Origin of the sequence: Paenibacillus sp. TC-CSREp1, from assembly GCF_050171015.1 — a bacterium.
Taxonomy (GTDB): Bacteria; Bacillota; Bacilli; order Paenibacillales; family Paenibacillaceae; genus Paenibacillus; species Paenibacillus silvae.
Genome location: NZ_JBNOKM010000003.1, coordinates 168,315 through 192,199, shown reverse-complemented (window position 1 = coordinate 192,199; position 23,885 = coordinate 168,315). Strand labels below are relative to the sequence as shown.

The 23,885-nt window shown below is 46.2% G+C and carries 32 protein-coding genes; 1 reads left to right on the top strand and 31 read right to left on the bottom strand.

What is annotated here, in order from left to right:
- Positions 1-34: 34 nt before the first annotated feature.
- The 9 genes from ACQSGY_RS05675 to ACQSGY_RS05635 form a co-directional block, all read right to left on the bottom strand.
- Positions 35-2,704, bottom strand: a complete 2,670-nt coding sequence (locus ACQSGY_RS05675) for a LuxR C-terminal-related transcriptional regulator (protein WP_427051052.1) — start codon at positions 2,702-2,704, stop codon at positions 35-37.
- Positions 2,705-2,871: 167 nt separating this feature from the next.
- Complete coding sequence (gene pgsA / locus ACQSGY_RS05670; protein ID WP_427051051.1) at positions 2,872-3,402, bottom strand: CDP-diacylglycerol--glycerol-3-phosphate 3-phosphatidyltransferase; 531 nt, start codon at positions 3,400-3,402, stop codon at positions 2,872-2,874.
- A gap of 21 nt (positions 3,403-3,423) precedes the next feature.
- Positions 3,424-4,152, bottom strand: a complete 729-nt coding sequence (locus ACQSGY_RS05665; RefSeq protein ID WP_427051050.1) for an SDR family NAD(P)-dependent oxidoreductase — start codon at positions 4,150-4,152, stop codon at positions 3,424-3,426.
- A 12-nt stretch (positions 4,153-4,164) separates the two neighbouring features.
- On the bottom strand, positions 4,165-4,842 hold the full coding sequence (locus tag ACQSGY_RS05660) for a class I SAM-dependent methyltransferase (RefSeq protein WP_186323018.1): 678 nt from the start codon (positions 4,840-4,842) through the stop codon (positions 4,165-4,167).
- Between the two features lie 271 nt (positions 4,843-5,113).
- A complete protein-coding gene (locus ACQSGY_RS05655; RefSeq protein ID WP_427051049.1) occupies positions 5,114-5,497 on the bottom strand; it encodes a VOC family protein in 384 nt (127 codons plus the stop codon).
- 80 nt (positions 5,498-5,577) lie between these two features.
- Positions 5,578-6,087 carry a GNAT family N-acetyltransferase gene (locus ACQSGY_RS05650; RefSeq protein ID WP_427051048.1) on the bottom strand — a complete coding sequence of 170 codons (510 nt, stop codon included), beginning with the start codon at positions 6,085-6,087 and terminating at the stop codon, positions 5,578-5,580.
- A gap of 75 nt (positions 6,088-6,162) precedes the next feature.
- Positions 6,163-6,687: a YfiT family bacillithiol transferase gene (locus tag ACQSGY_RS05645; protein ID WP_427051047.1), complete on the bottom strand. Its 525-nt coding sequence runs from the start codon at positions 6,685-6,687 to the stop codon at positions 6,163-6,165.
- 55 nt (positions 6,688-6,742) lie between these two features.
- Complete coding sequence (locus ACQSGY_RS05640) at positions 6,743-7,285, bottom strand: GNAT family N-acetyltransferase (protein ID WP_427051046.1); 543 nt, start codon at positions 7,283-7,285, stop codon at positions 6,743-6,745.
- The gene (locus ACQSGY_RS05635; protein WP_427051045.1) at positions 7,282-7,848 is read right to left on the bottom strand and encodes a hypothetical protein; all 567 of its coding nucleotides are present in this window, start codon (positions 7,846-7,848) and stop codon (positions 7,282-7,284) included. The genes ACQSGY_RS05640 and ACQSGY_RS05635 overlap by 4 nt, the downstream gene beginning before the upstream one ends.
- 184 nt (positions 7,849-8,032) lie before the next feature.
- Here ACQSGY_RS05635 and ACQSGY_RS05630 point away from each other — a divergent pair, with 184 nt between their 5' ends.
- Positions 8,033-8,806 carry a sporulation protein gene (locus tag ACQSGY_RS05630; RefSeq protein ID WP_427051044.1) on the top strand — a complete coding sequence of 258 codons (774 nt, stop codon included), beginning with the start codon at positions 8,033-8,035 and terminating at the stop codon, positions 8,804-8,806.
- Positions 8,807-8,917: 111 nt separating this feature from the next.
- On the opposite strand, the gene ACQSGY_RS05625 is transcribed toward ACQSGY_RS05630, so the two are convergent.
- The 22 genes from ACQSGY_RS05625 to ACQSGY_RS05520 all read right to left on the bottom strand — a co-directional run bounded on the left by ACQSGY_RS05625 (position 8,918) and on the right by ACQSGY_RS05520 (position 23,721).
- Positions 8,918-9,199, bottom strand: a complete 282-nt coding sequence (locus ACQSGY_RS05625; protein ID WP_427051043.1) for a hypothetical protein — start codon at positions 9,197-9,199, stop codon at positions 8,918-8,920.
- 24 nt (positions 9,200-9,223) lie between these two features.
- Positions 9,224-9,790, bottom strand: a complete 567-nt coding sequence (locus tag ACQSGY_RS05620; RefSeq protein WP_427051042.1) for a DMP19 family protein — start codon at positions 9,788-9,790, stop codon at positions 9,224-9,226.
- A 328-nt stretch (positions 9,791-10,118) separates the two neighbouring features.
- On the bottom strand, positions 10,119-10,781 hold the full coding sequence (locus ACQSGY_RS05615; RefSeq protein WP_427051041.1) for an HAD family hydrolase: 663 nt from the start codon (positions 10,779-10,781) through the stop codon (positions 10,119-10,121).
- 45 nt (positions 10,782-10,826) lie between these two features.
- A complete protein-coding gene (locus ACQSGY_RS05610; RefSeq protein WP_216520500.1) occupies positions 10,827-10,997 on the bottom strand; it encodes a YHYH domain-containing protein in 171 nt (56 codons plus the stop codon).
- Positions 10,998-11,108: 111 nt separating this feature from the next.
- Positions 11,109-11,885: a Cof-type HAD-IIB family hydrolase gene (locus tag ACQSGY_RS05605; protein ID WP_427051040.1), complete on the bottom strand. Its 777-nt coding sequence runs from the start codon at positions 11,883-11,885 to the stop codon at positions 11,109-11,111.
- Between the two features lie 34 nt (positions 11,886-11,919).
- Positions 11,920-13,599, bottom strand: a complete 1,680-nt coding sequence (locus tag ACQSGY_RS05600; RefSeq protein WP_427051039.1) for a PH domain-containing protein — start codon at positions 13,597-13,599, stop codon at positions 11,920-11,922.
- Positions 13,596-14,117, bottom strand: coding sequence for a PH domain-containing protein (locus ACQSGY_RS05595; RefSeq protein ID WP_427051038.1), 522 nt, complete (start codon positions 14,115-14,117; stop codon positions 13,596-13,598). The genes ACQSGY_RS05600 and ACQSGY_RS05595 overlap by 4 nt, the downstream gene beginning before the upstream one ends.
- Before the next feature lie 94 nt (positions 14,118-14,211).
- Entirely contained in the window at positions 14,212-14,778 is a 567-nt protein-coding gene (locus tag ACQSGY_RS05590; RefSeq protein ID WP_427051037.1) for a GNAT family N-acetyltransferase, read from the bottom strand.
- A 39-nt stretch (positions 14,779-14,817) separates the two neighbouring features.
- Complete coding sequence (locus ACQSGY_RS05585; protein WP_427051036.1) at positions 14,818-15,267, bottom strand: hypothetical protein; 450 nt, start codon at positions 15,265-15,267, stop codon at positions 14,818-14,820.
- Positions 15,268-15,933 carry a zinc dependent phospholipase C family protein gene (locus ACQSGY_RS05580; protein ID WP_427051035.1) on the bottom strand — a complete coding sequence of 222 codons (666 nt, stop codon included), beginning with the start codon at positions 15,931-15,933 and terminating at the stop codon, positions 15,268-15,270.
- Positions 15,934-15,986: 53 nt separating this feature from the next.
- Positions 15,987-16,775 (bottom strand): hypothetical protein, encoded by a 789-nt coding sequence (locus tag ACQSGY_RS05575; RefSeq protein WP_427051034.1) that lies wholly within the window; start codon positions 16,773-16,775, stop codon positions 15,987-15,989.
- A 117-nt stretch (positions 16,776-16,892) separates the two neighbouring features.
- Complete coding sequence (locus ACQSGY_RS05570; RefSeq protein WP_111272433.1) at positions 16,893-17,072, bottom strand: hypothetical protein; 180 nt, start codon at positions 17,070-17,072, stop codon at positions 16,893-16,895.
- 117 nt (positions 17,073-17,189) lie between these two features.
- Positions 17,190-17,642 carry an NUDIX hydrolase gene (locus tag ACQSGY_RS05565; protein ID WP_427051033.1) on the bottom strand — a complete coding sequence of 151 codons (453 nt, stop codon included), beginning with the start codon at positions 17,640-17,642 and terminating at the stop codon, positions 17,190-17,192.
- A gap of 22 nt (positions 17,643-17,664) precedes the next feature.
- On the bottom strand, positions 17,665-18,516 hold the full coding sequence (locus ACQSGY_RS05560) for a GNAT family N-acetyltransferase (RefSeq protein ID WP_427051032.1): 852 nt from the start codon (positions 18,514-18,516) through the stop codon (positions 17,665-17,667).
- The gene (locus ACQSGY_RS05555) at positions 18,513-19,313 is read right to left on the bottom strand and encodes an inositol monophosphatase family protein (protein ID WP_427051031.1); all 801 of its coding nucleotides are present in this window, start codon (positions 19,311-19,313) and stop codon (positions 18,513-18,515) included. The genes ACQSGY_RS05560 and ACQSGY_RS05555 overlap by 4 nt, the downstream gene beginning before the upstream one ends.
- Before the next feature lie 26 nt (positions 19,314-19,339).
- Positions 19,340-19,615: a hypothetical protein gene (locus ACQSGY_RS05550; RefSeq protein WP_145403190.1), complete on the bottom strand. Its 276-nt coding sequence runs from the start codon at positions 19,613-19,615 to the stop codon at positions 19,340-19,342.
- An 83-nt stretch (positions 19,616-19,698) separates the two neighbouring features.
- A complete protein-coding gene (locus ACQSGY_RS05545; RefSeq protein ID WP_427051030.1) occupies positions 19,699-20,592 on the bottom strand; it encodes a PhzF family phenazine biosynthesis protein in 894 nt (297 codons plus the stop codon).
- An 18-nt stretch (positions 20,593-20,610) separates the two neighbouring features.
- Positions 20,611-21,255: a Type 1 glutamine amidotransferase-like domain-containing protein gene (locus ACQSGY_RS05540; RefSeq protein WP_427051029.1), complete on the bottom strand. Its 645-nt coding sequence runs from the start codon at positions 21,253-21,255 to the stop codon at positions 20,611-20,613.
- The gene (locus ACQSGY_RS05535; RefSeq protein WP_427051028.1) at positions 21,252-21,824 is read right to left on the bottom strand and encodes a GNAT family N-acetyltransferase; all 573 of its coding nucleotides are present in this window, start codon (positions 21,822-21,824) and stop codon (positions 21,252-21,254) included. The genes ACQSGY_RS05540 and ACQSGY_RS05535 overlap by 4 nt, the downstream gene beginning before the upstream one ends.
- Before the next feature lie 297 nt (positions 21,825-22,121).
- Positions 22,122-22,634 (bottom strand): GNAT family N-acetyltransferase, encoded by a 513-nt coding sequence (locus ACQSGY_RS05530; RefSeq protein WP_427051027.1) that lies wholly within the window; start codon positions 22,632-22,634, stop codon positions 22,122-22,124.
- Between the two features lie 22 nt (positions 22,635-22,656).
- On the bottom strand, positions 22,657-23,229 hold the full coding sequence (locus ACQSGY_RS05525) for a histidine phosphatase family protein (RefSeq protein WP_427051026.1): 573 nt from the start codon (positions 23,227-23,229) through the stop codon (positions 22,657-22,659).
- Positions 23,230-23,241: 12 nt separating this feature from the next.
- Positions 23,242-23,721 carry an NUDIX hydrolase gene (locus ACQSGY_RS05520; protein WP_427051025.1) on the bottom strand — a complete coding sequence of 160 codons (480 nt, stop codon included), beginning with the start codon at positions 23,719-23,721 and terminating at the stop codon, positions 23,242-23,244.
- Positions 23,722-23,885 lie beyond the last annotated feature (164 nt).

The following is a 23,885-nucleotide window of genomic DNA, read 5'->3' as shown; positions in this document are numbered from 1 at the left end:
ACAGTCTACAAAAAAGTAGACATTGTTCCACACATTATAATAAGCCCCGCTGCTCAGCAATCTGCACGGCATGCGTACGGCTGCTTGCTCCCAGCTTGGCAAACACACGGCGAATATGTGTATTTACTGTGCCAGGTGATATCCCGAATTCGGCTGCAATCTGCTTGCTCGTCAAGCCTTCCGAGATGTGAGCAAATATTTTCTGCTCCATGGGGCTTAACCCCACTTCCTTCTGGTCCTGCTTCACTTCGTAGGCTGCAGAACGCCCCCGTACCTTTTGGTCTCGGGTAAAAGCAGACAGCAATTGTTTCACATACGTCATTTTAACTCCATCATCCGGGATAGCCTTGGTACGGCGAAGAAGCAAGTATTGTTGGAGCAGCTGTTTCAGCTGTTCTCCTTCAGCAACAATCGAACGGATATATCCCTCAGGTTCCCCCAAAATCAGGGCACGGGATAGCGCAGTGATACCAGCGTCCGGAAATCCCTGTTTTTGCAGTAATATGGACTCTAACAGTCCGCATTCAATCTGTTCAGTCAACAGATCACGTTGTTCAGCGTATTCACGGACTCGTTTCAGTTCCTCTCGTGCGTAATCATACCGCTCAACAATTATTGCTGCACGTATGCGAACCATGCACTGAAAGAGCTGGTCACAGCTTAATTCAAAGGAATGAATATCTCCATCTACAGTGCCAGCGAGAATACGCGTGGCGGTGTCCACAGGACTCAGTTCAAGCCCTATTCGATTACGATGTGCTTCCAAAGTCGGCTGCCAGTAATCCTTATCCTTAACAGACAACAGACTTTCGACCTGCAGCAGCAGCTTGACACTCTCCTCCGGTCTGCCCAAATTGAATTCAATTCTGGCTTTCAGAACATATGCAGGAACGATCAGCGCAGCCACCTTGATTTGCAAAGCCACTTCGAGGGCTCGATCCGCATACTTCACAGCTTCAAATAACTGATCCTGTTCCATTAAAACCTCGCCATATCCAACACCATAGTAGGACGTTACATAGGCAGGCTCGGCAAACCAGCGTTTTGTAATGGCTCCAAAACAGGCCTCCGCTCTCCTCAAGTAACCCTGAACGCCATGAAAGCTGCGCAGCCGCATACTTTCTCTTCGATCATAGTCCATATACTGAAAAGCGATATCATCCGGGTAGCCCTGATCAATATAAGACACCAGATAAGACGATAGTCCTTCCAAATCACGATTAAGATAAGCCATATAGGCCCTCATTACACAGATCACTTGCAGCAAATATTCAATAACTTCTGGTGCAACCTGCCCTTGAAGACGCACGCGGATGACTTGCTCCAACTCATCCAGCTGCTTCACCATTTCTCCGTAAGGCATTTCACGCGCAACAAGAAACAGATAAGACATATATAACTTGGGACGAGCCTTCACAATCTCCAGCGGCAAAACATCAAAATATTTACGGAGCGTCCACCACTCTCCCATAATAAAATGGGCAAACAGCTCTTCCAGCAGCCTGGCCGCGTCCTGGAAATGCTGTCCAAGAATATAATGATCAAGCGCTTCAGATGGAGAGCCTTGCTGTTCATACCACAGAGCGGCAAGTCCATGTAAATCATTCATCTCTGCTGAATGATTGCGCAGCAGCTCCCGCTTCAGAAATGCCGAAAATAAATGATGGTAACGATACCACACGCCTTCCCGATCAAGCGGGATAAGAAACAGATGCTCCTTCTCGAGCTGTCTTAACAATTGTGGAGCTTCGTCCAAACCGCTTAAAACCTGACATAAATGGCTATTCATGCTTCTTGCTATCGAAGTTCGAAGCAAAAAGCGCTGCATTTCCGATGACTGGCGCTGGAATACCTCTTCTAACAAATAATCCGAAATGACTCTGTTTCCTGTCTCTGCGTCATTTGCAAGATAGCGGTCTGGAGAGATCAAGGGCATTGAACTTTTGACCGGGTCTATGCTCAATGTGTGAGATAAAGCAAGCAGCTTCAGACCAGCTGCCCACCCCTCCGTCTGTTGTACCCACTCAAGCGCATCCCTGCTGGCCTGTTCCATATGCATAACATTTTGGCAAAATTCAATGCCCTCCTCGGCTGTAAACGCAAGCTCCTGAAGTGTAAGCTGCTTCAACTCTCCTCTGAGGCGCAGCTTCTCAAGCTTAAACGCAGGATACGTGCGACTTGATATGACCAGATGAATAGACAAAGGGAGGTGTTCGATAAACTCCTGCATCTGCGCATGAATTTCCGGCCGCGTTATGGCATGGTAATCATCCAAAATAAGCAACGCATGCTGACTGCTCTGAGCAGCACGATTTAACAACAATATTAATGCTGATCTCGGATCAATTGCATATCGCTGCAAAAACGAAGGCAGAACATCTCTACATAATCCCTGCCTCACGCGTTCCAGGGCATGAATGATATAAAGCCAATACTGAAGGGGATCCTGATCCTTCTCATCCAGGCAGACACAGGCGGCATGTCCTGCCGCACTTTTCAGCCAACTCCCCAATAATGTTGATTTCCCTGAGCCGGCGGGGGCAGTCAACAAGGTCAGTTTGGACTGAATAACTTCGGCGTATTGTGAACTAAGCCTCGGACGATCCATCGTATCCGCTGGCAGCGGAGGCAGTTCCAGTTTGTTGGTCATAATCATAAATTGAAGCCAGTCGCCCTGGAAACCAGCCGTTTCTTCTTGCTGCATGTAATCCTCCTGAACCCGTACTGAAGTGCACATTTTAGAAATCGTTGTAAGTACATTTATCTATTCCAAGTATACAGGGGAGACCACCTCTGCCGCACCCGATTTTTGCAAAAAAACAAACAACCCTGCACATGTAAATGCAGGGCCAACAAGGAAATATTTGTACTTTATCTCAACCACTTATAATTTACGATGATATAATTCAAACCGGATAATAGAGTAACACCTGTAGCCAGCCATAACAATATCATATCCAATCGGATGTCTGTAAACGAATGAAACAACACATGATGAAGTAAAACTGCAAGGATGGCAGCGACTTGAAGAACCATTTTGACTTTTCCATATTGGTCAGCCGCAAGGGCAATCCCCTGCTCGGCAGCTACCATTCGTAAGGCTGTTATCACAATTTCACGTGCAATAATAACAACAACAGGCCACGAACTAATCATATTCTCCTGCACCATCATAATAAGTGCCACAGAGATCAAAAGTTTGTCTGCAAGTGGATCAAGTAGTTTACCCAGCCTGGTTACTTGATTGTACTTTCTCGCGATATACCCATCCAGTTTATCTGTACCTGCAGCTATTGCAAAAATGATCATCGCCATCATCCAACCCTGCTGATGGAGAAAGCATAGCATAAACAGCGGAATTAATGCGATTCTTGCCAATGTAATCCGATTCGCCAGATTCACTGTTCCTTCTCCTCCTCCTGTTTAGTTGCTTATGGACGGATAACCGCTTTCCTCCAGCAGCCTCAAGATGTCCTGCGCCACATCATGCGGGGATCTCAGCTGACCTGACTCGTATGCCTCCTGGAATACACTGGAGAGGACAAATTCCTCTGCATCCTTCTCTCTTGCCACAGCCTGCAATTCCGTGTCAACCATGCCCGGATCAAAGGCGATAATATGTACCGGATTGGGCTGCGAGGTTTGTTCCATGGCTACACACTTTGTAAACATGTCGATTCCGGCTTTCGACGTGCAGTAGGCTGCCATGGAAGGCGCGGGATAACTGCCCGATCCAGAACTTACATTGATGATTTTGCGCTGTGCTGTCATATGATTCGTATAATGGATAAATGATGATGTCAAAATCATCGGTGCAACCAAGCTGATATTCAGCTGAACGCTAATCTCATCCGCAAGACACTGGTCGATCGGTTTCAACGGCTCAAGCATAGCTGCATTGTTTATTAGTCCGATGCATTCCACATCAGGAAGCGGAATCTGCTCCAATATGCCCGAGATCAGATCATCGATGCTGTGGATGTCTTCAATATCAAACTGCACGTGAGTATACCGCTCGTACGTATCCCCCAAGTCGGATGTGCCGCGTGCTATACCATAGACCACATCACCTTTTTCCAAACAAAGCTCTGCAAGCTGTCTGCCAATTCCTCTCGATGTACCTGTGATGATCAAGTATCTGCTTCCCATCATCTCTCCACCTTTCTACTGCTTCTTTCTCCACAACGTCGCCCACAGAATAGGCAGGCCAAAATAAGCCTCTTCCTGACCCATGGCCTTCATGGGGCGCAGCTCTACACACTCGAACGTATCCTCCAGTAAATAACGAAGCTTCTCCTCTGTAAAAGCAAGCCCGCCCCGCATCGATTTCTCGCGATATACATCCCAATCATCCATCACATGCTCCGGCCCGCCCTGACCACCGAATCCCGGTGCAAAACAGGTCATGCCAAAATAGGCTCCCGGCTTCAGCGCATGCTGAATCATCTCGATGTAAGGAATACGCTGATGCGGCAGCAGATGATGAAGACAACCCGAGTCGTAGACAAGATCGTATTCCTCCTGTGGTGCCAGTTCAAACACTGAACGACATTCAAAATGTACATCCAGCTGCTCTTCAGCCGCCCGTTCCTTTGCCCAGGCAATCGCAGTCTCAGACAGATCATACGCATCGACCTGATAACCCTGGCGAGTCAGATACAACGCATTCCGACCTGGCCCGCAGCCCAGTTCGAGTGCCTTGCCCCCGCTCAGCAGGCCTGCATCTACACTCGCAACTAAATTTTCATCCGGTTTGTTTGGAAAAAAAGGAATCGGTCTGTCCCGATTCTCATAGAACGGCTCCCAAAATTGCTTTGCCGATCTGAAATCTGCATCGAGCATGTCATAGAGATCCTGCACACGTTTAATCGTTTTTTCCAAGTCCAAACCCCTTTCGTTTCATCACTTAACATCCATGTTTTTCACCACAATTTATCAATACATTCAGCATAACAATCTACACTCTATTATAACATTTTCAACCATTCATTCTCTATTTTTCTTGTATATTTAACAAGATATTTCCTCTGTTTTTCCACATGGAAAAAGCGGCCGACAGTACATGTCGCCCGCTTGAAACCATAATGATGAACTAGCCGTTATACAGCTATTTTTAACCCTTCCGCTCCATGACGGCAAAATAATTTTTCTCATTATCAGCAAAATTGAACACACGTCCTGTTGGCATCTCAACGATCTCTCCAACCGTTACATGTTTGGCAGACAAATCCGCATATAACCGATCCAGATCATCTGTGAAAAACATCAATGAAGGTGTGCCGAGATTGACCCCCTCCGACATCCGTGCCACGACCTCTTTGTCATGCAATATAATGCTTGTCTGGGAATCTTTTGTCGGTGCGATCTCGATCCAGCGCATTCCTCCATCAAGGGTAACCTCGTCCACAATATGGAATCTGGCAACCTCCGTCCAGAATGCCAATGCTTCATCCTGGTTATTTACGTACAGCATAATCTGGCCTACTTTGCTAAACATGCCTGCACCACTCCTCTAGTCAAGTCATCTCCATATGCTTCTGCTTCAGTTTGCTACAGATTCCAGTTGAGTATAACATGTTAAACCAGCTTTTTGGTTAAATACAGAACAACATCGTCGTCGATAACCGTCTCTTCACCTGGTTGAAGGTAATGATCGTACCTGTAAAGCCCCCGGCCATCTGGAATATATCCACGATGGGCATATAATACCTGGGCTTTGCCATAATCGGCATAGACTCCCACACCAAGACCAGCCACATTCGAACGTTCCTTCACCACCTGCTCGGCCCGGTCCATCAGAGCGGAACCAATGCCCTTACGTTGGTGTTTAATCAACACATTGAAGTCACTGATCTCCGGAATGCCCTGCTCCAGAAACGAAGGGTAATCCGATGTCCAGATCACATTGACGTAACCGGCAAATTGCCCGTCCAGTTCAGCGATCAGCGTCACACGTTCCCCGTTCTGTTGTTCTTCCCAATAACGCTCATATAATTCCGAAGGTTTATACCATCCCTGCTCCTGAAATGCCTGTGCAATAACCGGAGGGTCCTGTCTATCCAGAAGACGAATATGTATACTGTTCACGCTGTTATCCTCCTGGTGTTCTTTTGTTCCTCATATTCATAAACAATTGTACAGCAACCAAAGTTTGCTGCGTATTTATATTCCCTTTCGATTTCGAAGCGAAGTGATGTGTGCCACATGATGTTTGCCATGCCACGCATACAATCCCACGCAATAGTCGAGTCGCATCGTTTCCTTCGACGCAGGATGATAGAACTGTTTGGCATAATCCTCATCAGACAAGGTGTTCAGCAATGCCGTCCATCGTTGATGCAAGGACTCCAGCAGCTGTAAGGAAACCTCGATATCCAGCTCTCTGGAGTCGCTCAGCTCTGCCCAGCGTGTTTCATCGTAAGGCCGAATCGCAGGGGTGTCTTCTGTCAGAGCAAGCTTGAAACGAATCACACTGTTCATATGACTGTCTGCCATGTGGTGAATAACCTGTTTCAGCATCCAGCCGCCTTCCCGGTATGGCATACATAACCGCTCTTCACTAAGGCCTTTCACCGCTTCTCTTGCTTGTTGCGGCAGTTCGGCAATATCCTGAATCCACTGCTTCCTTTGAGCCTGTGTAACCTCACCTGTATGTGCAAACTTCCCAATTGGATATCTGAAGTCCATTTCATATCTCCCTTCAATAATCTAATATTCATCTTAACACGGTCTGCACTGTACGCTAAGGGGTATATTCCATCAGCCAGCAGTCTCTCTTCTGTCCTTCATGCCACTCATGCTGCGGAAGGTGTTTTACCCGTCTGAAGCCACACTTCTCATAACAGGACAATGCCCGTTTATTCCAAGCTTGCGGGTCCATCACGACTTTTCGAGCCCGTTTCTCGTGGACCAGATACGACGTCATAGACTGTACTAATTGTGTACCAAGCCCTTTATTCCAGCAATCCGGTTCACCGATAAACTGGTCTGTCCCGTAGATCAATCCATCCTTCTCACCATAACCATATGCCATACGTTCCTCTGCCTCTATTTCATAGAACTGAATATATCCGATCGGCCGGCCGCTATGTTCCACGATACAACGGCTAGCTCCATCCTCCTGGTTGTAAAAATGTGTTCTTACCCGCTCCAGATCATGCGGTTGATCCCGGCCCTCGTAATATTGCAGCACCTCCGGGTCGGACAACCATTTTACAAGCGTTTGCTCATCCCTTGTCTCCAGCAACCGAACCGTGATTTCACCCGCTTGATATACGCAGTTCATTCCGCCTCCTCCTTCACGATATCCAGCTTCTGACCAGCTGCCCAGCTCAGGTTTTTACCCAACCACCGTTCATTATGAACATAATATACCATCGGATTCTGAAGCGGCTGAACGGTTTCATCCAGTGATTTAAGCGTAAAACGCATCTTATATGTTCCCGCCTCATCAGGTACAGAAAAGCCTGTCAGATCTTGTGAAAATACCTGCTTTGTGATCTGATTATCGTTGTGATCCTGTGTTTTCACCGTCTGTTCCAGGATAACCTGATCATGATAGGAAGTTCCTACGGACGAAGGCCTGAACAACCCTTTCTGTTGTTCTTCTGTGAACGAAAGCCCTCCCCAACCAGGAACTAAAGGGAAGATAAAATGTGGTTCATGATCCTCCTTGGTTCGTGTAACCGCCATCTCGACTTCAACGGTTTCCGAATCCAGCTGCCTTATTGTGCCGGTCATTGTAACGTCCTGTGCAGTCAGACTCGGTGCAGCATTACGGTAAATCCATACACTCACGAGGACTAACAACACTACTCCGATTACTCCGAATATCATCGTTTTCCGCATGCCATCCTCCATTCTTTTGTTTCCATTTTACGTATTTTAACAATTCTGTTCTATCCAGTATTCGACAGAAAAATGCCGTTTCCCCTGTTTTATCAAAAATTGAAACGTATCTATTCTGGCAGCCGTATTAAGCTCGAAGTCTATCTTTCCCTCTCAAAAACCATGGAATCTGGAGGTTGCTATCATGTCATTTTTCAAAAAAATGTTGGCTAGTGTTGGTGTAGGTGCAGCAAAGGTAAATACAGAATTACATACAACAGAGGTCATGCCGGGAGGTATTCTGTCCGGGGTTGTGTACATTGAAGGCGGGGACGTGGATCAGCAGGTGGATCGAATCTATCTGTCCATCAAAACGCACTACATTCGGGAAAGCAACGATCGCAAAATACAGGAGACGGCTGTCGTTGCAAAATATCTGCTTACAGATGGATTCACGCTGCAGCCTGGTGACAAGCTCGAGAAGAGCTTTCAATTCGATCTGCCACAGAATCTGCCAATTACCCTCCACCGTGCAGACGTATGGGTGGAAACGGGGCTGGATATCTCCAGCGCAGTAGACCCTTCAGATCGGGACCGATTACATGTGGTACCATCCCGTGAGATGCAGATCGTTCTGGATGCCATTGATCTGCTCGGATTCAAGCTGCGTGAAGTGACCAACGACTATGCGCCCAAGCTTGGCGGCAATCTGCCATTTGTGCAGGAGTTCGAATATGTGCCTACCAGCAAGTTCCGTGGGTATCTGGACGAACTGGAAGTGCTTTTTTATCCCATGGGCGATTCACTGGAGTTGTTGTTACAGATCGACCGCCGTGCTCGTGGACTTAGCGGCATGTTATCGGAAGCTATGGGCACCGATGAAACGTATGTGCGACTGCACCTGTATGAACGTCATCTGGAGCGAGGGGCACATTCCGTCGCACAAGGTCTGGAAGAGGTCATCTCCAAACATCTGTAATACTTCCTGGTTGTAAAATAACTCCCGATCCAAGCAGTTCTTTCTCAGCCTGTTCAGGAAAGAACTGCTTTGGTCAGCAGCTTGTTAACGGGATAAATACAACCAACCGAATCAGAATGTGTGTTTCCTTTTGTTCGATTGCCAGCTGCGAGCTGCGTAATAGATTACAGCAAACAGCAAGGCACTGACTGCCCCCAAAGTAATCATGAGTACATCGGGAGTTGTGACACTGCCGAACTCTACTCGCGATATCGCACCCGATGGGTGCAATTGTGTTATCTTAGGCTCGTGCTTGAATGTGGCCAGCATACCTTGTACTACATTCCAACCAACCAGGACAAGTATCCATACGAAAGTAACTACAGTCGTTTCGATCCCCAAACGTTTGTTCATGCGCTTTTCATTCAGCTCCTTTTTTCATGTGAGAAACTGTTCCAGCTGCTGTCTCAACCGATCCTTATGTTCATCAACATACTGATACAGCAGATCAAAGCTTTCTTCATTATCCGTTTGAAAACTTAGCGAATCCGCTTCCTGCTGCACTTTCTGCAGCACCTCATGGATATGTGCTCCATGCGTCTGCAAGCTTGTTGTAATATCGTGCTCTGACAGACTCTCGACATTGGCTCTTAACTGGTCTACGGTGACATGATGTTTCGACAGGAGCTGCTGTACCTTTTGCAAAATCGCCGCGTCTGTCTCATCACCTATTCGCACCAATGCTTCAATCGTTTGACCCAAATACTGCCCACTCGCATTCTCCAGGTAACCTGTTAAGCCATTCATCGAAAGCTCGGTGTCCAGATCAATGATCAGCAGGATATCCCTCGCCACTTCCGGCAGCTCAGAGAGTCGTTCGCGAATCCCTGAAAATTCAGCCCGATACATATCCATCGCTATGCCACCTACGATTTCTTCACCTGACATCTCTTCAAGTTGTGCAAGCGGCAGCAGCTCCGCCAGTTCTTTCTGTAGCTTGTTCATTACATATGCCCTCCTGTATAGGTCTATCTCTATGTTGAACTAAAGATTTTACACAGTCCACTCCGATGACAGAATAACCTTCCAATCGCTGTTATCCCCAGATTTTTTTGATTCCCTTTTCCAAAGGAGAAAATCCGGTGATAAAGGCGACCGCTCCGCTTTTTCAGGTTTTTTCTGTCTTCTCCGTTCATGTGTAAAAGAATAATTCAACTTATATAGCTTGATCCAAGCCTACACTTCCTTCCATCATCAGAAATATGTGGTACAAGCTGAAGCGCTGCATGCTGATCTGTAAACCTGTCTGCTGGCTCGAAAAGGAAGAGATCATCTACAACAGGCTTCTCAATTCGTGGAGCTGATGGATCGTATGTATCGGTGCTGCCTCGATCCCCTCACGCCAAGGCTGATTCACCTTGATCCAGATCGTACTCATGCCTGCCTTCGCTGCTCCCTGTATATCGTTTACCGGATGATCACCAATGTAGAGGCACTGCTCAGGCTTCAGTCCAAAATGATCTAGAGCCATTTGAAAAATACGTGAATCAGGCTTTTTCACACCCGCTTCTTCCGATACAATAATGTGATCGTAGTCCTCCCGAATGCCAAGCTGATCTATTTTTCCATGCTGAATATGTGTCTGACCATTGGTTATCAAACCGACGGAATACTTGCCTCTCAGATACTGTACGACTTCCCGCGCCTCGTCCATAAGCACTGAATTACGCACATATTCCTTACTATAGAACGCCATGAGCTCTTCATGCGGCGGCTTTTCCTCCCAAGGCAGCTCCTGCAATAATTCGTTGAACAGCAGTGTTTTATCCTTGTACCCATCCAGATCAAGCTCGATAATTCGCTGCTGTATATGTCCGGTAGACTCCAAATGACCAAAGTACGTATCAATCATACTTCGAGTGAAGCCTTCAAACGTAAGAGTCCGGTTTAATATGGTGTTGTCCAAGTCAAAGATGACGGCTTTAATATGCTCCATGCTGCTAGTCCTCCTATTGCGTCCAAAATGTTCGAAGCCACATCTTCACTTTTTCTTTTTATGATAGTGGTAACCTGTGCATAGACCTTTTTTAATGGATTTCGCAGAACAATTGTGTCCGCCCTTTTTGTCCAGACGACCCGGATGTGCATACGCCGAAGAAGAAACGCCCACCAGCAGAATCAGAGATAACATAATAATTACACCTTTTTTCATCAACCCTGCACCCTTCATTTACGCCCTATGCTTTAGGGCTTTGTTCATCACATCTCATTTTACATAAAAATCCACAATCTGGATATCCTTTGTTTTCAGTTTTACATCCCTTTAGATGAGTCTGAAGTGTTTTAATGCGTGAGTTATGCCATCATCACTTGCCTTCAGCGTAACGTAGTCGGCACTTTGCTTGATCCGCTCTCCCCCGTTTCCCATTGCAACTCCAACACCTGCATATGTTAATAAATCAATATCGTTCTCTCCATCACCAAAAGCTATTGTTTCTTCTCTACATATTCTGAGGAATGTCAAAACAATCTGTGCCGCTGCAGATTTACTCACTTCAGCTGTTTCAAGCACATTGCATACATATGGATGAAATCTTACAAAACGCAAGGCGGGAAACCGCTCCCGGTACTGCTCCGTTTCCTCTTCATCCGCATATAAACACATGCAGTACATATCCTCATCCGGCGTAATGATTTGCTCAGGGTATTCAATTAACCCAAGGGTCTCCCGAAGGGCCTCTGTTACACGGGAATCTGCTCTACACAGTCCATTCATGCCAAATGACTCGGTAAAATAGGAGACTGCATGCCCCTGATTTGCAGCAAAACCGCTGAAATCCTGGACCATTACTGAGGAAAGAATAGACCTATGAATGATTTCACCCTTACAAGTAATCAAGGCCCCGTTAGCCGAAATAACCGTTCCAATGTCGAGATGCCTGAACTCATCACATAAGGTATAGGGCCTGCCTGTAACTAACACGATATGAATCCCTTTTTGAGCCAGTTTATGGATCGACTCTTCCGTACGATGAGAGAGACTTCGATCTGTTTCAGAGAGCAACGTTCCATCCACATCCAAAAATACAGCTTTGATCAAAACGGTTCCTCCTCTACTGATAATGTATTCAATCTCATCGGGTCTGCACCTCTCTCGAACGCCCCATATACCACATCTGGAATTCAGTTGCCGCTTCATTCGGCAGATCGTGAACATGGTGATGCATAACCGGTTTGGCACGATTCACCGTATGAATAGAAGCCAAGCCTAGTCTGCGCTGCAAGGGGTGACGGGTTATTTTTATTTCAATCATTTTCTCCCGTTTGGAGACAAAGAGTGTAGACGTGAGCGCACCTGAGCGAAGCTGGATGAATTGGTCGTTCAATACATATCTTGTGTGAAAAAAATCGATTACCCGTCCGGCGGCAATGCCTGCCAAAAGCAGCAGTGAGAGCATCCACCAAGCCTGTGAAAATCCAAAAAGGACTGGCTTGAAATAGAGCAGCGCACTGGTGGCTATGATCCAGACCCAGCTGGGCTTGAGCAGACGCAGCCACAATGCTGCATGGGGCAGCTTTTCCATCTCTTCACACACCTGATAAGAAGGCAGAATCTCTTCAATGATCCGGTAAGCTTCTCTTACAGGCAGAAAAGGATAGAGTGAATTCATCTCCTGACCAGACTCACCCGGGCTGCCTGCAGTAGTAAGTTCCACTTCGGCCAGACCAAGCATCCGTTTCATCGGTGACTGTGTAACTTTCACGGCCTGCACACGATCTTTTTGAATGGAGAACACGGTCTTCTCCAGCATGCCCTTGGCAATATATATTCGCTTCTCATCTGACGTGATCTGGAAATCTCCATATTTCACAAAGGTCCACACAATGCCCAGTCCGATGGACAAGAACATGAGCATCAGAATGATAAGACTTGTTACCCACCATGACTGAAGCCAGGATAGTACCAGGCTTTCCGTTACCGTTTCATCTGGAAAGAAATCCTTCACCGTTGAATACAGGGAGCCCAGAATCGGGATCAGCACCAGAAAGCTGAGTGAGGTAAAGGAAGCCTTGAGCACGTCTTTGCGAGTCGAGCGATAGTGCACGATCCGGGCTGCTTTCGCGGCAGGTACAGGAGTACTGCTTACATCTTCGTGGTCACCTGTATTGAGTGCTTCAGCTTCAATTAGAGCTTCGGTTACTGTTTTTGAAGTTTCACTCACAGCTGCATTAGCTGCATTTGAACCTTTAATTCCATTGCTTTCTGTTCCCATACCCATACGCTCTGCACTTGCGCTGTAATCGTCTCCAGCTTGCTGCTCTACTTGTTTGACATGCCCCTCCATTACGGCCTGCGCCTGTACTTCCGATTGATAACCGACAACAAGCTTCTCAAGCTGTTCTGCTTCAACGAGCGAAACGACCTGTAGCTGGAACGTCGCTTCCTCACCCTTGATTCCCGTTTCGAAACGAATGGAAGTCACTCCGAACAAGCGATGAAAAAAGCTCGTATGCCGGCTCACATTTTGCACTTTCGTATATGGAATCGTTCTGCGGGTCCGGCTAAGTGCTCCAGTGTAGATGTGGAAAGCCTGCTCATCCGCGGAATAACGTGTTGTAATCCACTTCCAGATGATCGACACAAGCGAGATAGCGATACCGATATAAAAAATAATTCTGGCATAGAATACCCATGTCGATACCGTGCCCGTTCGAAACACGAACAAAAACAGAATAAAAGCAAACGAGCTTTTGATCAGATTACCGAGACTCCATAACAAACTTAATACATGATGTCGTCTTAACTCCGTCATTCATCCACCTCGTTAATCCGGGCATAAGACGCAATCTGGTTCCGCAGCGCAAACGCCACTTCTTCTGGCAAAGCCGGTATGACATGCGAAGAACCCATCGTACCGACGGACACGGAATATAAACCGTATTTTCGCATGAGCGGCCCCTGATTTGTCGTCACGGATTGTACCTTCGCCATTGGAATCACCTGATGTACTTTGTTCAGAGCACCATGCTTCAACTGCAAAAACTCTGCACTCACGCCATAATACCAATGTCGATACAGCCATACTGGCTGCAAAAAAATATCCCACACTGCGTAACCAAGAAATAACACCGAAACTCCCCACAGCATCCAGCCGATCCACGGTCTCCAGTCATAGACGGAGTCCAGCACAAGCAGGATCGCCAACACCACAAAACCGATAACGTTGTAAATGATCGCACTGACTCTCCACAAACTTACAGCATGAGGGGAAAGCTTCTGCTGCGGTAAGCTCCATTCCTCGGATGCCGCAGTTTCCATCGTTTCTGTCACCCTATCATTCGTCCTTTCTTATCCAGATGCGTTGCCATAACAATAAAAAAGATGACTCCTGTTCCCGGTGCAGGGGGTCATCTTTCAGAACGTTTTATTTCACAGCAAAATCCTGCACTTCACATAACCATACCATATGATCGGCGCCTTCGCCCCAGTAATTGTTCACGACGACATACGGCTCTCCGAACTTCCGCCGCCACTTCTGCTGAGCAATTCGGTACCCACTGTCCAGACAAAATTGCGTAATCCCTCGCCGCTGAAGCTCGGTGACCAAAGCGGTAATCAATGCCGAAGCAATCCCTTGACCGTGCAGTTCAGGCAAAACGTACAGTGTGCCCAGCTCTCCAATCTGATCCAAACGATGATTGGTGCAGTCTCGAATCGCCTCACCGCAGGGTCCATAGGAGATCGTGCCCACCACCTTGCCCTCGATTCTTGCAACGAGAACCATTGGAGCATTTGCTGCTTCGGAATCAAAGTCATGCTGTAAAAAGGCTTGTACCCTGGATTTCTTATGTGTGATCTCATGCTGAATGTCCTCCAAAAGAGAGCAGAGTCCCTCCTGACTGAAGGCATACGGAATTGTTGTCTCAAACAATCCGTAAGCACCTTCGACATCTGCTGCTGTCAGTGGTGTAATGCTCACCAATATCTCCACATCTCCATTCATTAGCTATGCCTGCCCATCCATCCGTCATTAATCTATACGCCGCTGAATGATTTGCCGTAGTCGATTCGCTTCCACAAGAGGAATAGTATACCCTATGGTGGTATCCTTCTGGTTTACAAGCAGTCCTTGCATCTTCGGGTCTGAGCCCAGTGACAGATCATACACGGTTACTGAGCCATCTGCATTGGTAATACTCATTGTGTATTCAGCCGCATAATCCAGTATGCCCTGCATGCGCTCTGCCTTGAGTATAGCCTCTGTCACAATCCGAATCTCATCTGAGCGGTCAAACGCCACATCCCGGCACGGTCTTGAATCCAATTTTCGATTACAGGATAACGTGATTAACGACGGAACCCCTTCTTCCTGCTCCAGCCGCTGAGCCTCTTTCCCGTTCAAACGATTCGAATCGCTTGCGCCACACCCTGTCATGAATACTGCGAGGATGAGTATCATCAATTTCCCGAAATGCCTCATTTAAACCGCCTCCCAGACAGTTAACAACTCGAATAAACGCGGCACTGTTGCAGCAGCAAAGGCTTGTACAATCTCTTCTGTCAAAAACAATGGAATAATGCCCGGCTCCTGACCATGAAAAAAAGAATACGTGTGATCCCTCCAGCGGCTGATCTCCTCTGCCGTTAAACGATCTCTCATGTCATAACCTGAGGCAGCGTTCAGTATAGACCAGGTGTCTGCGCTCCAGCTTGCCGTTCGAAACAGGTGAAGGTCAACCTGGCCCGTCTCCTGATAATATAGACGGGATAGCTCTTCCTTGGTGCGTGTGATACCCTCGCGTTTGTCGTATTCTCGCACTTGTTCCACGAATTCGGGATGCACACTGCGGAACCAGTAATAATCGGTCATTACATGCATGAAGTATCCCTTCACAAAGGACGTCCACCCTTCGTCCGTACGCTCATCAATATAACCATGGTATAACTTCTGAAGACGATCGGTATAATGGTTTTCTTTTTCAGGATCGAAATGGGTGTGCTGCTTGTCCTCCCTTGTCGTGCCTTCACGCATGTGAATCGCATCGGGTGCGATATTGCCAAGATAGAATGCTCCCCGTTCCAGCGATTCAGGCAGAGCATCCGCAAGCTGTTGAGCTATCCTGAGATGTACCATAGGCAGCGGCATAGTCAGATCTCCTTTTTTTCAATCGAAGAAATGGGTTAAGCATGCATCTCTCACTAGCTAACGAAACCTGCCAATCTCTCCATCTGCATCCGGTCAAACAACTGCTCCAGGTCTGTATGATACGCTGGCTGCTCTTTGACTAACAAACGAATATATTCCGAGCCGCACTCGTAAAATACGAGACGGTTATACGGTGCTGTATCCCCGTAATGATTGAGTTTCAGGTTATATTTCGCCCGAATCAGATTCTCGACATACCGCGCGTAACCCTCATTCCACTCCAGCCAGCTCCAATATTCGGCCTGCTCTTCAGTAAGAGACTCAAACAGCGCTGTGCGCGCAGCCTGAATTTGCTGAATATCCTCACTTTTTAACGCTGAAAGCAGCGAATGAATCCGCTCAGCGATGTTCTCATCCTCATACGGGAATTCGTAATCAATCTCCCAGGTTACACGCTTTAATTGAGTCATTTTATGTTTAATTTGCAGACGGTCCACAATCCGCTCCTCATATTTCCCATACACAGAACAGTGTACATATTCATGGAACAGAAAAACCTTCTGCTCAAGGTCTTTGAACGCCGAAGCTGTCACAATCGCACACATCCGGTCATTCAGATGATGCACAGGCATCGCGGCGAGACAATCATCAGGAATGTACAGATCATCCGGTACAGTCTTCGCCCATTCATATTGCCCGGTCTTGGAAGAATAATCATAGATATGTAACAACGCTTCGTCCGCTACAACAACAGGGTGATGCTCTGCAAAAAAAGGATGCAGGCTGACCAACTCTCTCTGAAGCTCGTTTAACTCATTAATCTGCTGCAAAAATGTATGCATGTCTAACCCTCTCTCTTTGCAAAATGATACCATTATCATACTAAATCAGCATCCGTAAATCACTGAGAGAAAAATGATAATGTTGTGCGAGACTTAAAGAGGAGAAGGAACAAGAGGTTAATAACGCCCCCCGCGTTTCTCATGTAAATAAATATCTAACGCCTGAATGCCTCGTTTCGCCAGCTTGATAAATAGAAATAATGCATATACACCGAGTCCATAGACTAATAAATTCACCAGAACTGCAATAATCGAAAAGAGCGAAGTAAGCCCGAAACCATAACCGATGCTTGACATATGATTCATTCCTCCCAGTATATTCTTACGTTACGTATAAAAATATAAAGTTCCTTGTCTCCGACTGTTTAATCTATTAACTTGATGTTCATCTGCCTGCTTACGTTTGTTAAATCACTAACCTTGAATATATCCTGCTTTGGTCAGCACATACCTTGTGAACGGATTAAGTTCAGGAATCGGCTGAGTCAAGTCAAAGTATCGAAGCTCCAACCCTTCATCGTCCATTACGGTTGGACTGCCTGTAATTCCGGCCGCTTCATAAATAGCCATTACATTATAAACCTCGTCTCCATGCGGATACCGATAATACATATCCTGACCCGAGAAAACGGTGATCAGTTTATAGGCCTCTGCCCGCAGTCCGGCCTCTTCATAGAGTTCACGTGCAGCAGCTTCTTCCAGCGACTCCCCCGGTTCAAGCGAACCGCCAAGCGTGCCCCAATCCAGGCTGTCTGTTCGTCTTTGAAGCAGCAAGTGACCTTGCTCATTAAACACCAACACACATGAACCTGCCATAATCAAGGGCCTTGTACCCACCAGTTTTCGCAATTCCAGAATGTACCCCATGTTGATCCTCCTGTAAATTCAATTAAAGAATGGTGTACCAATAAACCAAGTAATCAAAATCCAGAGACAAACCTACGCTTTGTGCCAGACGGATCGAACCTGTGTTATCAGGCATGCAGTCCCAATATGGGCGAATACCCACGCGATGACATTGCTTCATGTACGCTTGCGCTGCGAGCGCTGCATAATTGCGTTGACGATGACCTTCCAGCGTCTCAATATCAATGGCATGTGTGATCCCTTCAACAAAAGCAGAGAAGCATATGCTCACTATTTCATCCTCATGAACGACAACATATCCTAAACCATGCTCTAAAAAAGCATCGGCCTTCCCCCAGAAATGCCTGATCTTATCTGTGACAAAAGAAAGATTGTTCAGACCGCTCTGCTGCAGCAGACCTTTATCTATGGGCAAAACCAGGGTTCCCTCCGCTGGAAGTATCGGCACTCCAGAAGGGGTATAGCACGTATCACTATCTGTTCTGTCATCCATTCCATGTAGCATGAACACATGCTGTGTGTCATAGTTAAGCTCACTCGGACCAGCCATATGCTCAAGCACATTTCGCCAGCGATCATCAGCAACACCGATCTCTACCTCGGTCATCTTTAATGCCACCAACTCGGGCAGGATATGTGTCTGCATATATGTCCGCAATTCACTTCGAAAGGGTTTACTTTCTGCATCACCAACAAGCTGGTAACCGGTTTGCCCATGAACCCATATGAGCGCTGCTTGGATGTTATCAGCATCATCCACATAGATTCGCCCCGGGTTCATGCCTGAGACAACCGCTTTAACCTCGATATTTCGATAGGCATCCGTTAAATGTTTTACTTGATAGAATTGAGACAAACTAAGCTCGGTAATCATCGACTCAGCCCTTCTCGCACGACATTTAAGAAATACTCCCGATGGTCAGGATGACAAGCAATCAGATAAGGTTCCGAGCACATACCGCTAAATTCATTGCCTTCAAAATCAATCACAATAGCACCCGCCTCCTTTACCATCAGTATGCCTGAATACAAATCGTCTCCTTCGGAGTTATACAGCACGATACCATCAATGTCCCCCTTGGCAAGCATGCACCACTGCAATGTGGGAGCCCAGAGTCTCATTACTCTTTTAAAATGAACATCCAGATGCTGCCGCAAATGCACCGCGTTCTCTTCATTTTGGACTTGATGCCCTTGTATCCAGCCAATTGTGCCTTTTTGTATCTGCTTTTTGCTTTTCACATGCATTGGAATCAGATTGCAGCTAGCTCCTTTTGCTTGAGAAGCTACGAAGAGACGGTCTACCATCGGTTCATAAATTACACCCAGCACAGGTTCTGAACGATATATCAGTGTGATAGAAACCGAGAATATCGGAAGGCCAATTCCGTAATTATTGGTCCCGTCCAGCGGATCAATCATCCACAGCCAGTCACTTTTCTTCCCGTTATGACCTCTCTCTTCACTATGAATCTCATGATTCGGGAAAACCTCCGAGATTGCCTCACATATAATTCGTTCTGCCTCATGGTCAACATCGGTAACCATATCACCATAAATATCCTTTTCAATTACATTGGCAGCTCGGTCAAAATTCATTCTGGCTACGTCCCCGGCTTTCCGTGCAACCCTTTCCGCCAGCTCCTGCGCTGCCTGAAGAGTCTCTATCATAAGTACCACTCCGTTCGCATAGGGATTTATCTTCTATCTTGCTCTACTTTCATTTTTAGAATTTTCCACGTCCAGGCTCCATACCAAATCCCGCCAGCCGGAAACAGCATCAGGGCAGTTAACAAGTTTCCGTAAAACTCACGATCCATTGTGAGGTTTTGGCCGCTCCAGGACGTCATGACCAAAGTGTACAGAAAAGCTAGAGGCAAGCCCCAGCCAAGCACTCCCCGCATCCAAATATGATACGCCCTTCCTTTTTCAAGCTGTTTCTCCCATTTCATTCGCTTTGACTCTTTCATCATTGATTTCTCCTTAGTTTTGCATAGCTTCATGAAGCAGTAGTTGATCAGCTATTCTACGATAGGTCTCTCCTTCTGTCATCCCCTTAACTGTCTATTTCTACAGACATCTCCTGAACATACACAGCCGTTCCACGGATTCGAACATCCATTCCTTGTTGCTCTCTGCGAACACTTACCTGAACCTTTCCATCTCTACCCACCTCATGCCCCTGCTCCACTACAAAATCAGCTTCTTGAATCTCTCGATTCACATAAGTTAAATAGTAGGCTCCCATCACACCTGATGCAGTGCCTGTCACGGGATCTTCCGTTGTCCCCGAATACGGTGAAGAGAAATGTCTTGCATGCATCATGGCATCTGAATCGCGCGTTTCCAGACAGAAGGGATGTAATGATGACTTGGGATTTTCCGCTAGAATACTAGGGAACTGAGAAGAATGCGGTTTCATTTTGGCAAAAGCACTCAAACGGCGAACAGGAATTAACAAGGTCCAGGTGCCTGTACTTCCATACACTACAGGTATGGTCAGATCCAAATCCTCCAATGTCAAATCTATAGCTTTAGCAAGCTTCTCCACATCACCTTGAAAGGGTATAAATTGCGGCTGATCCTGCTTCATCTCCATAAACCATGCACTGCCATGCTGTTCAAACTGAACAGGAAGTATACCTACGTTTGTTTCAATCGTGATGGAGTCTTTCCCTTCGAATAGCCCCCTCATCTTCAGCCCATACAACGCCGCCATTGTCGCATGTCCGCACAGTTTAATCTCATGACCTGGTGTGAAATAACGTAACCGCACATCTGCCAAATTCGTCTTCAATACAAAAACCGTCTCATTAAAACCAACGGCATAAGCAATCTGCTGCATCGTAGCCTCACTCAGATGATCCGCCTCCAGAATAACCCCAGCCGGGTTGCCTTTGCCTGGAATGCTAGAAAAAGCTTCAATGTGGGACACTTGAATAGTTCGCATTCGTTCATCATCTCCTCTTTATTGAGCCGGAACCGCACCGCCGAATAACTCCAATGATTCATTTTCTACAATGACAGCACCGCCATCCGGACAAGCGTAAACCTTTGTTTGATGTAATTGTATGTATTCTTGGAATGATTGAAGCATGACTTCCGAACGGTCCCAGTGTGGTGCAAACTCGAAATTTACTAGCCCGAGAGCGCGTAAATCCGTTAAATCGATATAATTCTCATCTGCATCCTCACCATATCCCGCCAAACGGATCGATGGTGTCATCAGAATGCTGCCCGCGCTAACCCCGATTAGAATGCCACCGCTGTTCACATAGGAACGCAGCCGCTCAAGCATATTTCTTTTCTGTAGCAAACTTAGAAAATAAAACGTATTGCCACCCGACAAATGAATCGCATCACATTGGAAAAGAGAATTGATCCTGCCTTCCTCATACTCGGCATCAAAGTCATAATACTGCACATCTTCAATACCGAGCTGACGATAATAGCGCCGAGTATGTTCAACATAGATTCGCTGAGGATCAGAACTGGATGGAATATAACCGATGGAAGGCTGCTTTTGCTGAAACAAGCTTTGAATCCGCTCGTTCAAGTCTTCATTTGAATCAAAATACAGATCACTAAGCAAAACCAGTTTACGCTGTGTCATGAGAGAGACGCCTCCTTATTTTTGCTTTCCATTGCCTTGTACTCTCTGTCCAAAATGGAGAAGAAGAACTGGTCCGTCCACCTGTCCTCCCACCATAGTTCTTCCTTGAAAATACCCTCTCTCGTCATGCCCACATGCTGCATTAAAGCAGCCGAGCGTACATTTTCGGCATTACACATGCCTACGACCTTATGTGCCTTTAATTCGTCAAATGCAAATTGCAGCAGTAACCGGGCAGCTTCGCTTCCATATCCTTTCCCTGAAAATTCGGGCATCACAGCGAAACCCAGCTCCCAGCTTTGGCGAAAATCAACGTAACTCCACATCTGCATCACACCAATTGGTTTATCACTGGCATCATTCAAACGACGAATCACAAAATCATAAGCATACGGTGTCTCACCTTCGACAGGAAAATGACTGCGGTATTTCTCCTTTACATTTTCTTCTTTCGTTTCCACGCTTTCTTCAAAAGTCCACAAGCTTGCATTACATTCCAATTGGCATATAAATTCCATATCCTGCTCGGTCAAAGTAGTGATTTTAATCTGTTGTCCGATAAATTCCATGTTCGTTTAGCTCCTTTCAGATTAACGCTGTTTGTCCAGCAGCCATTAATAACACATGAAATTATTGCATGACTCCACCTATCCATTTCAACCCTACCATTTAAGATATAAATTGACTAAAGATTTTACACAGTCCACTCCGATAACAGAATACCTTCCAATCGCTGTTATCCCCGGATTTTTTTGATTCCCTTTTCCTAAAGGGAAAAATCCGGTGATAAAGGCGACCGCTTCGCTTTTTCAGTTTTTTTCTGTCCTCTTCGTTTTTGTGTAAATGAATATTTTAACTTATATAGATCAGCCAGTGGGGATAGATTCCCTATGTAGCGTGTAATAAAAAAGACCTTGCTGCAGTTCATCCGACTTAACAAATTCCAACTTGTTCAGTAATCGCTGTGATTGAATATTTTCTGGCTCTACGGTTGCTTCCACCCAATCCAGATTCATTACGTTCCACCCTATTGGAATCATCGCTTCTAAAGCTTCCTGCATCAAACCCTGCCCCCAATAAGAAGGAGATAGATCGAATCCAATCTCCGCACTGGAGGGTGAATTCGGATTCCAGCAGTGGTACCCAGCTGTACCAATGAATTGATTATGCATTTTATTGAAAATACCATATCTGCATCCAGAGTCCTGTATATGAAACTGGATGATCTCCTCTACTTCCTCCATGCCACGGCAAGGCTCAATATCCATAAATCGCGTGACATTTGGATTTGCAAAATGTTGAAAAACACTCTCTCGATCTGCTAAGGTTAACTCTCTCAAATATAATCTTTTCGTCTCGATCGGCTGGAAAATAGTCATGATAATGCTCTCCTTCTCCCCCTTAAACATTACGAATGGTGCAGTATCCCGCTTCACCCAGAAAATCATTTCTCGTAAGTCCCTGCTCACCTAACAGCATTCTGTAATTCGTAATCGTGCCATCATGTGAAACCATAAATATATGTCCCTTTTGTTTGCGGCACCACGCAAGAAGTGACTCTGCCAGTAGTGTGAAACGCCGTGCATGCATCTGATTTATGCTTTCTTCCCAGTCATTCACGCTAACATCAATGATCTGTCTATCTGGATATAACCTGCCAACCTCTGCCCTTGAATAAATCTGATCACAGCCTAGTGGAGTATAGCTCGAATCTTGAGGAAACATTCTAGGTCCGACCAATGGACTAATCATTACCCTGCCACGTGCGCTGGATGTTAATAGTTCCACAGTTTCAAGGGTGCGTTTCGTGGGGCTGACTACGATGGTATCGTCAGGCTTCACTTGTATAAGTTTACATAAAGCTTTAATTTGCTCTTTCCCCTGTGCGGTCAAACCCGGATGTAATCGGTTAAGTTCACTCGGGTAATTCAGCAAATGTTCGGCGTGACCATGACGAATAAAAGTAATATCCATGGGCTAATCCCTCTATTTTTGAATGAAGTGTTTGATGCCGCTGGCATCACGTAGATGAGCGAGTTCTTTTCTCAGAAAAACAGGATAAATCTCCATCTGCTCCAGCTCCCCCATAGGGAACCAGCGAAATGTCAATTCACCGTCGTTTTCCAAGCCATTGAATTCAGGTTCATCATAATAGGAATGTGCTTCTGGAAAAGAAATAACGTAATAGAATCCGATCTCATGCATATGTATGTCATCGTATTCATAAAAATCTTCACAAATAAATGCGAGCCTCTGTACCTGCGCAGAAACACCCAATTCCTCTACCATCTCTCGCTGAATAGCTTCCTCGGTAGATTCATTCAACTCTGCTTTGCCACCGGGCAAGTTCCAGAAATCATCCTGTTTCGCCTGATGCAGAAGAATCTTGTCCCCATTCATCACAATGCCAGCCACCCGAAAGTTAAATCGTTCTCGGCCTAGCTTGTACGATATGTTTCTATTCACCGTATTCGTCATCTAGCCGCCCATCCCTCAGCAAATTCACTTTGAAATCTGTTCACAAACGATGGAAGAAACAGAATCAATAGTAGAAGGAGACTTAATTCTAAAAAATTCATCATTAACGCAGACCTCCGTTATGTATTCTTCTCAGCTGTTATCCTTTTGCC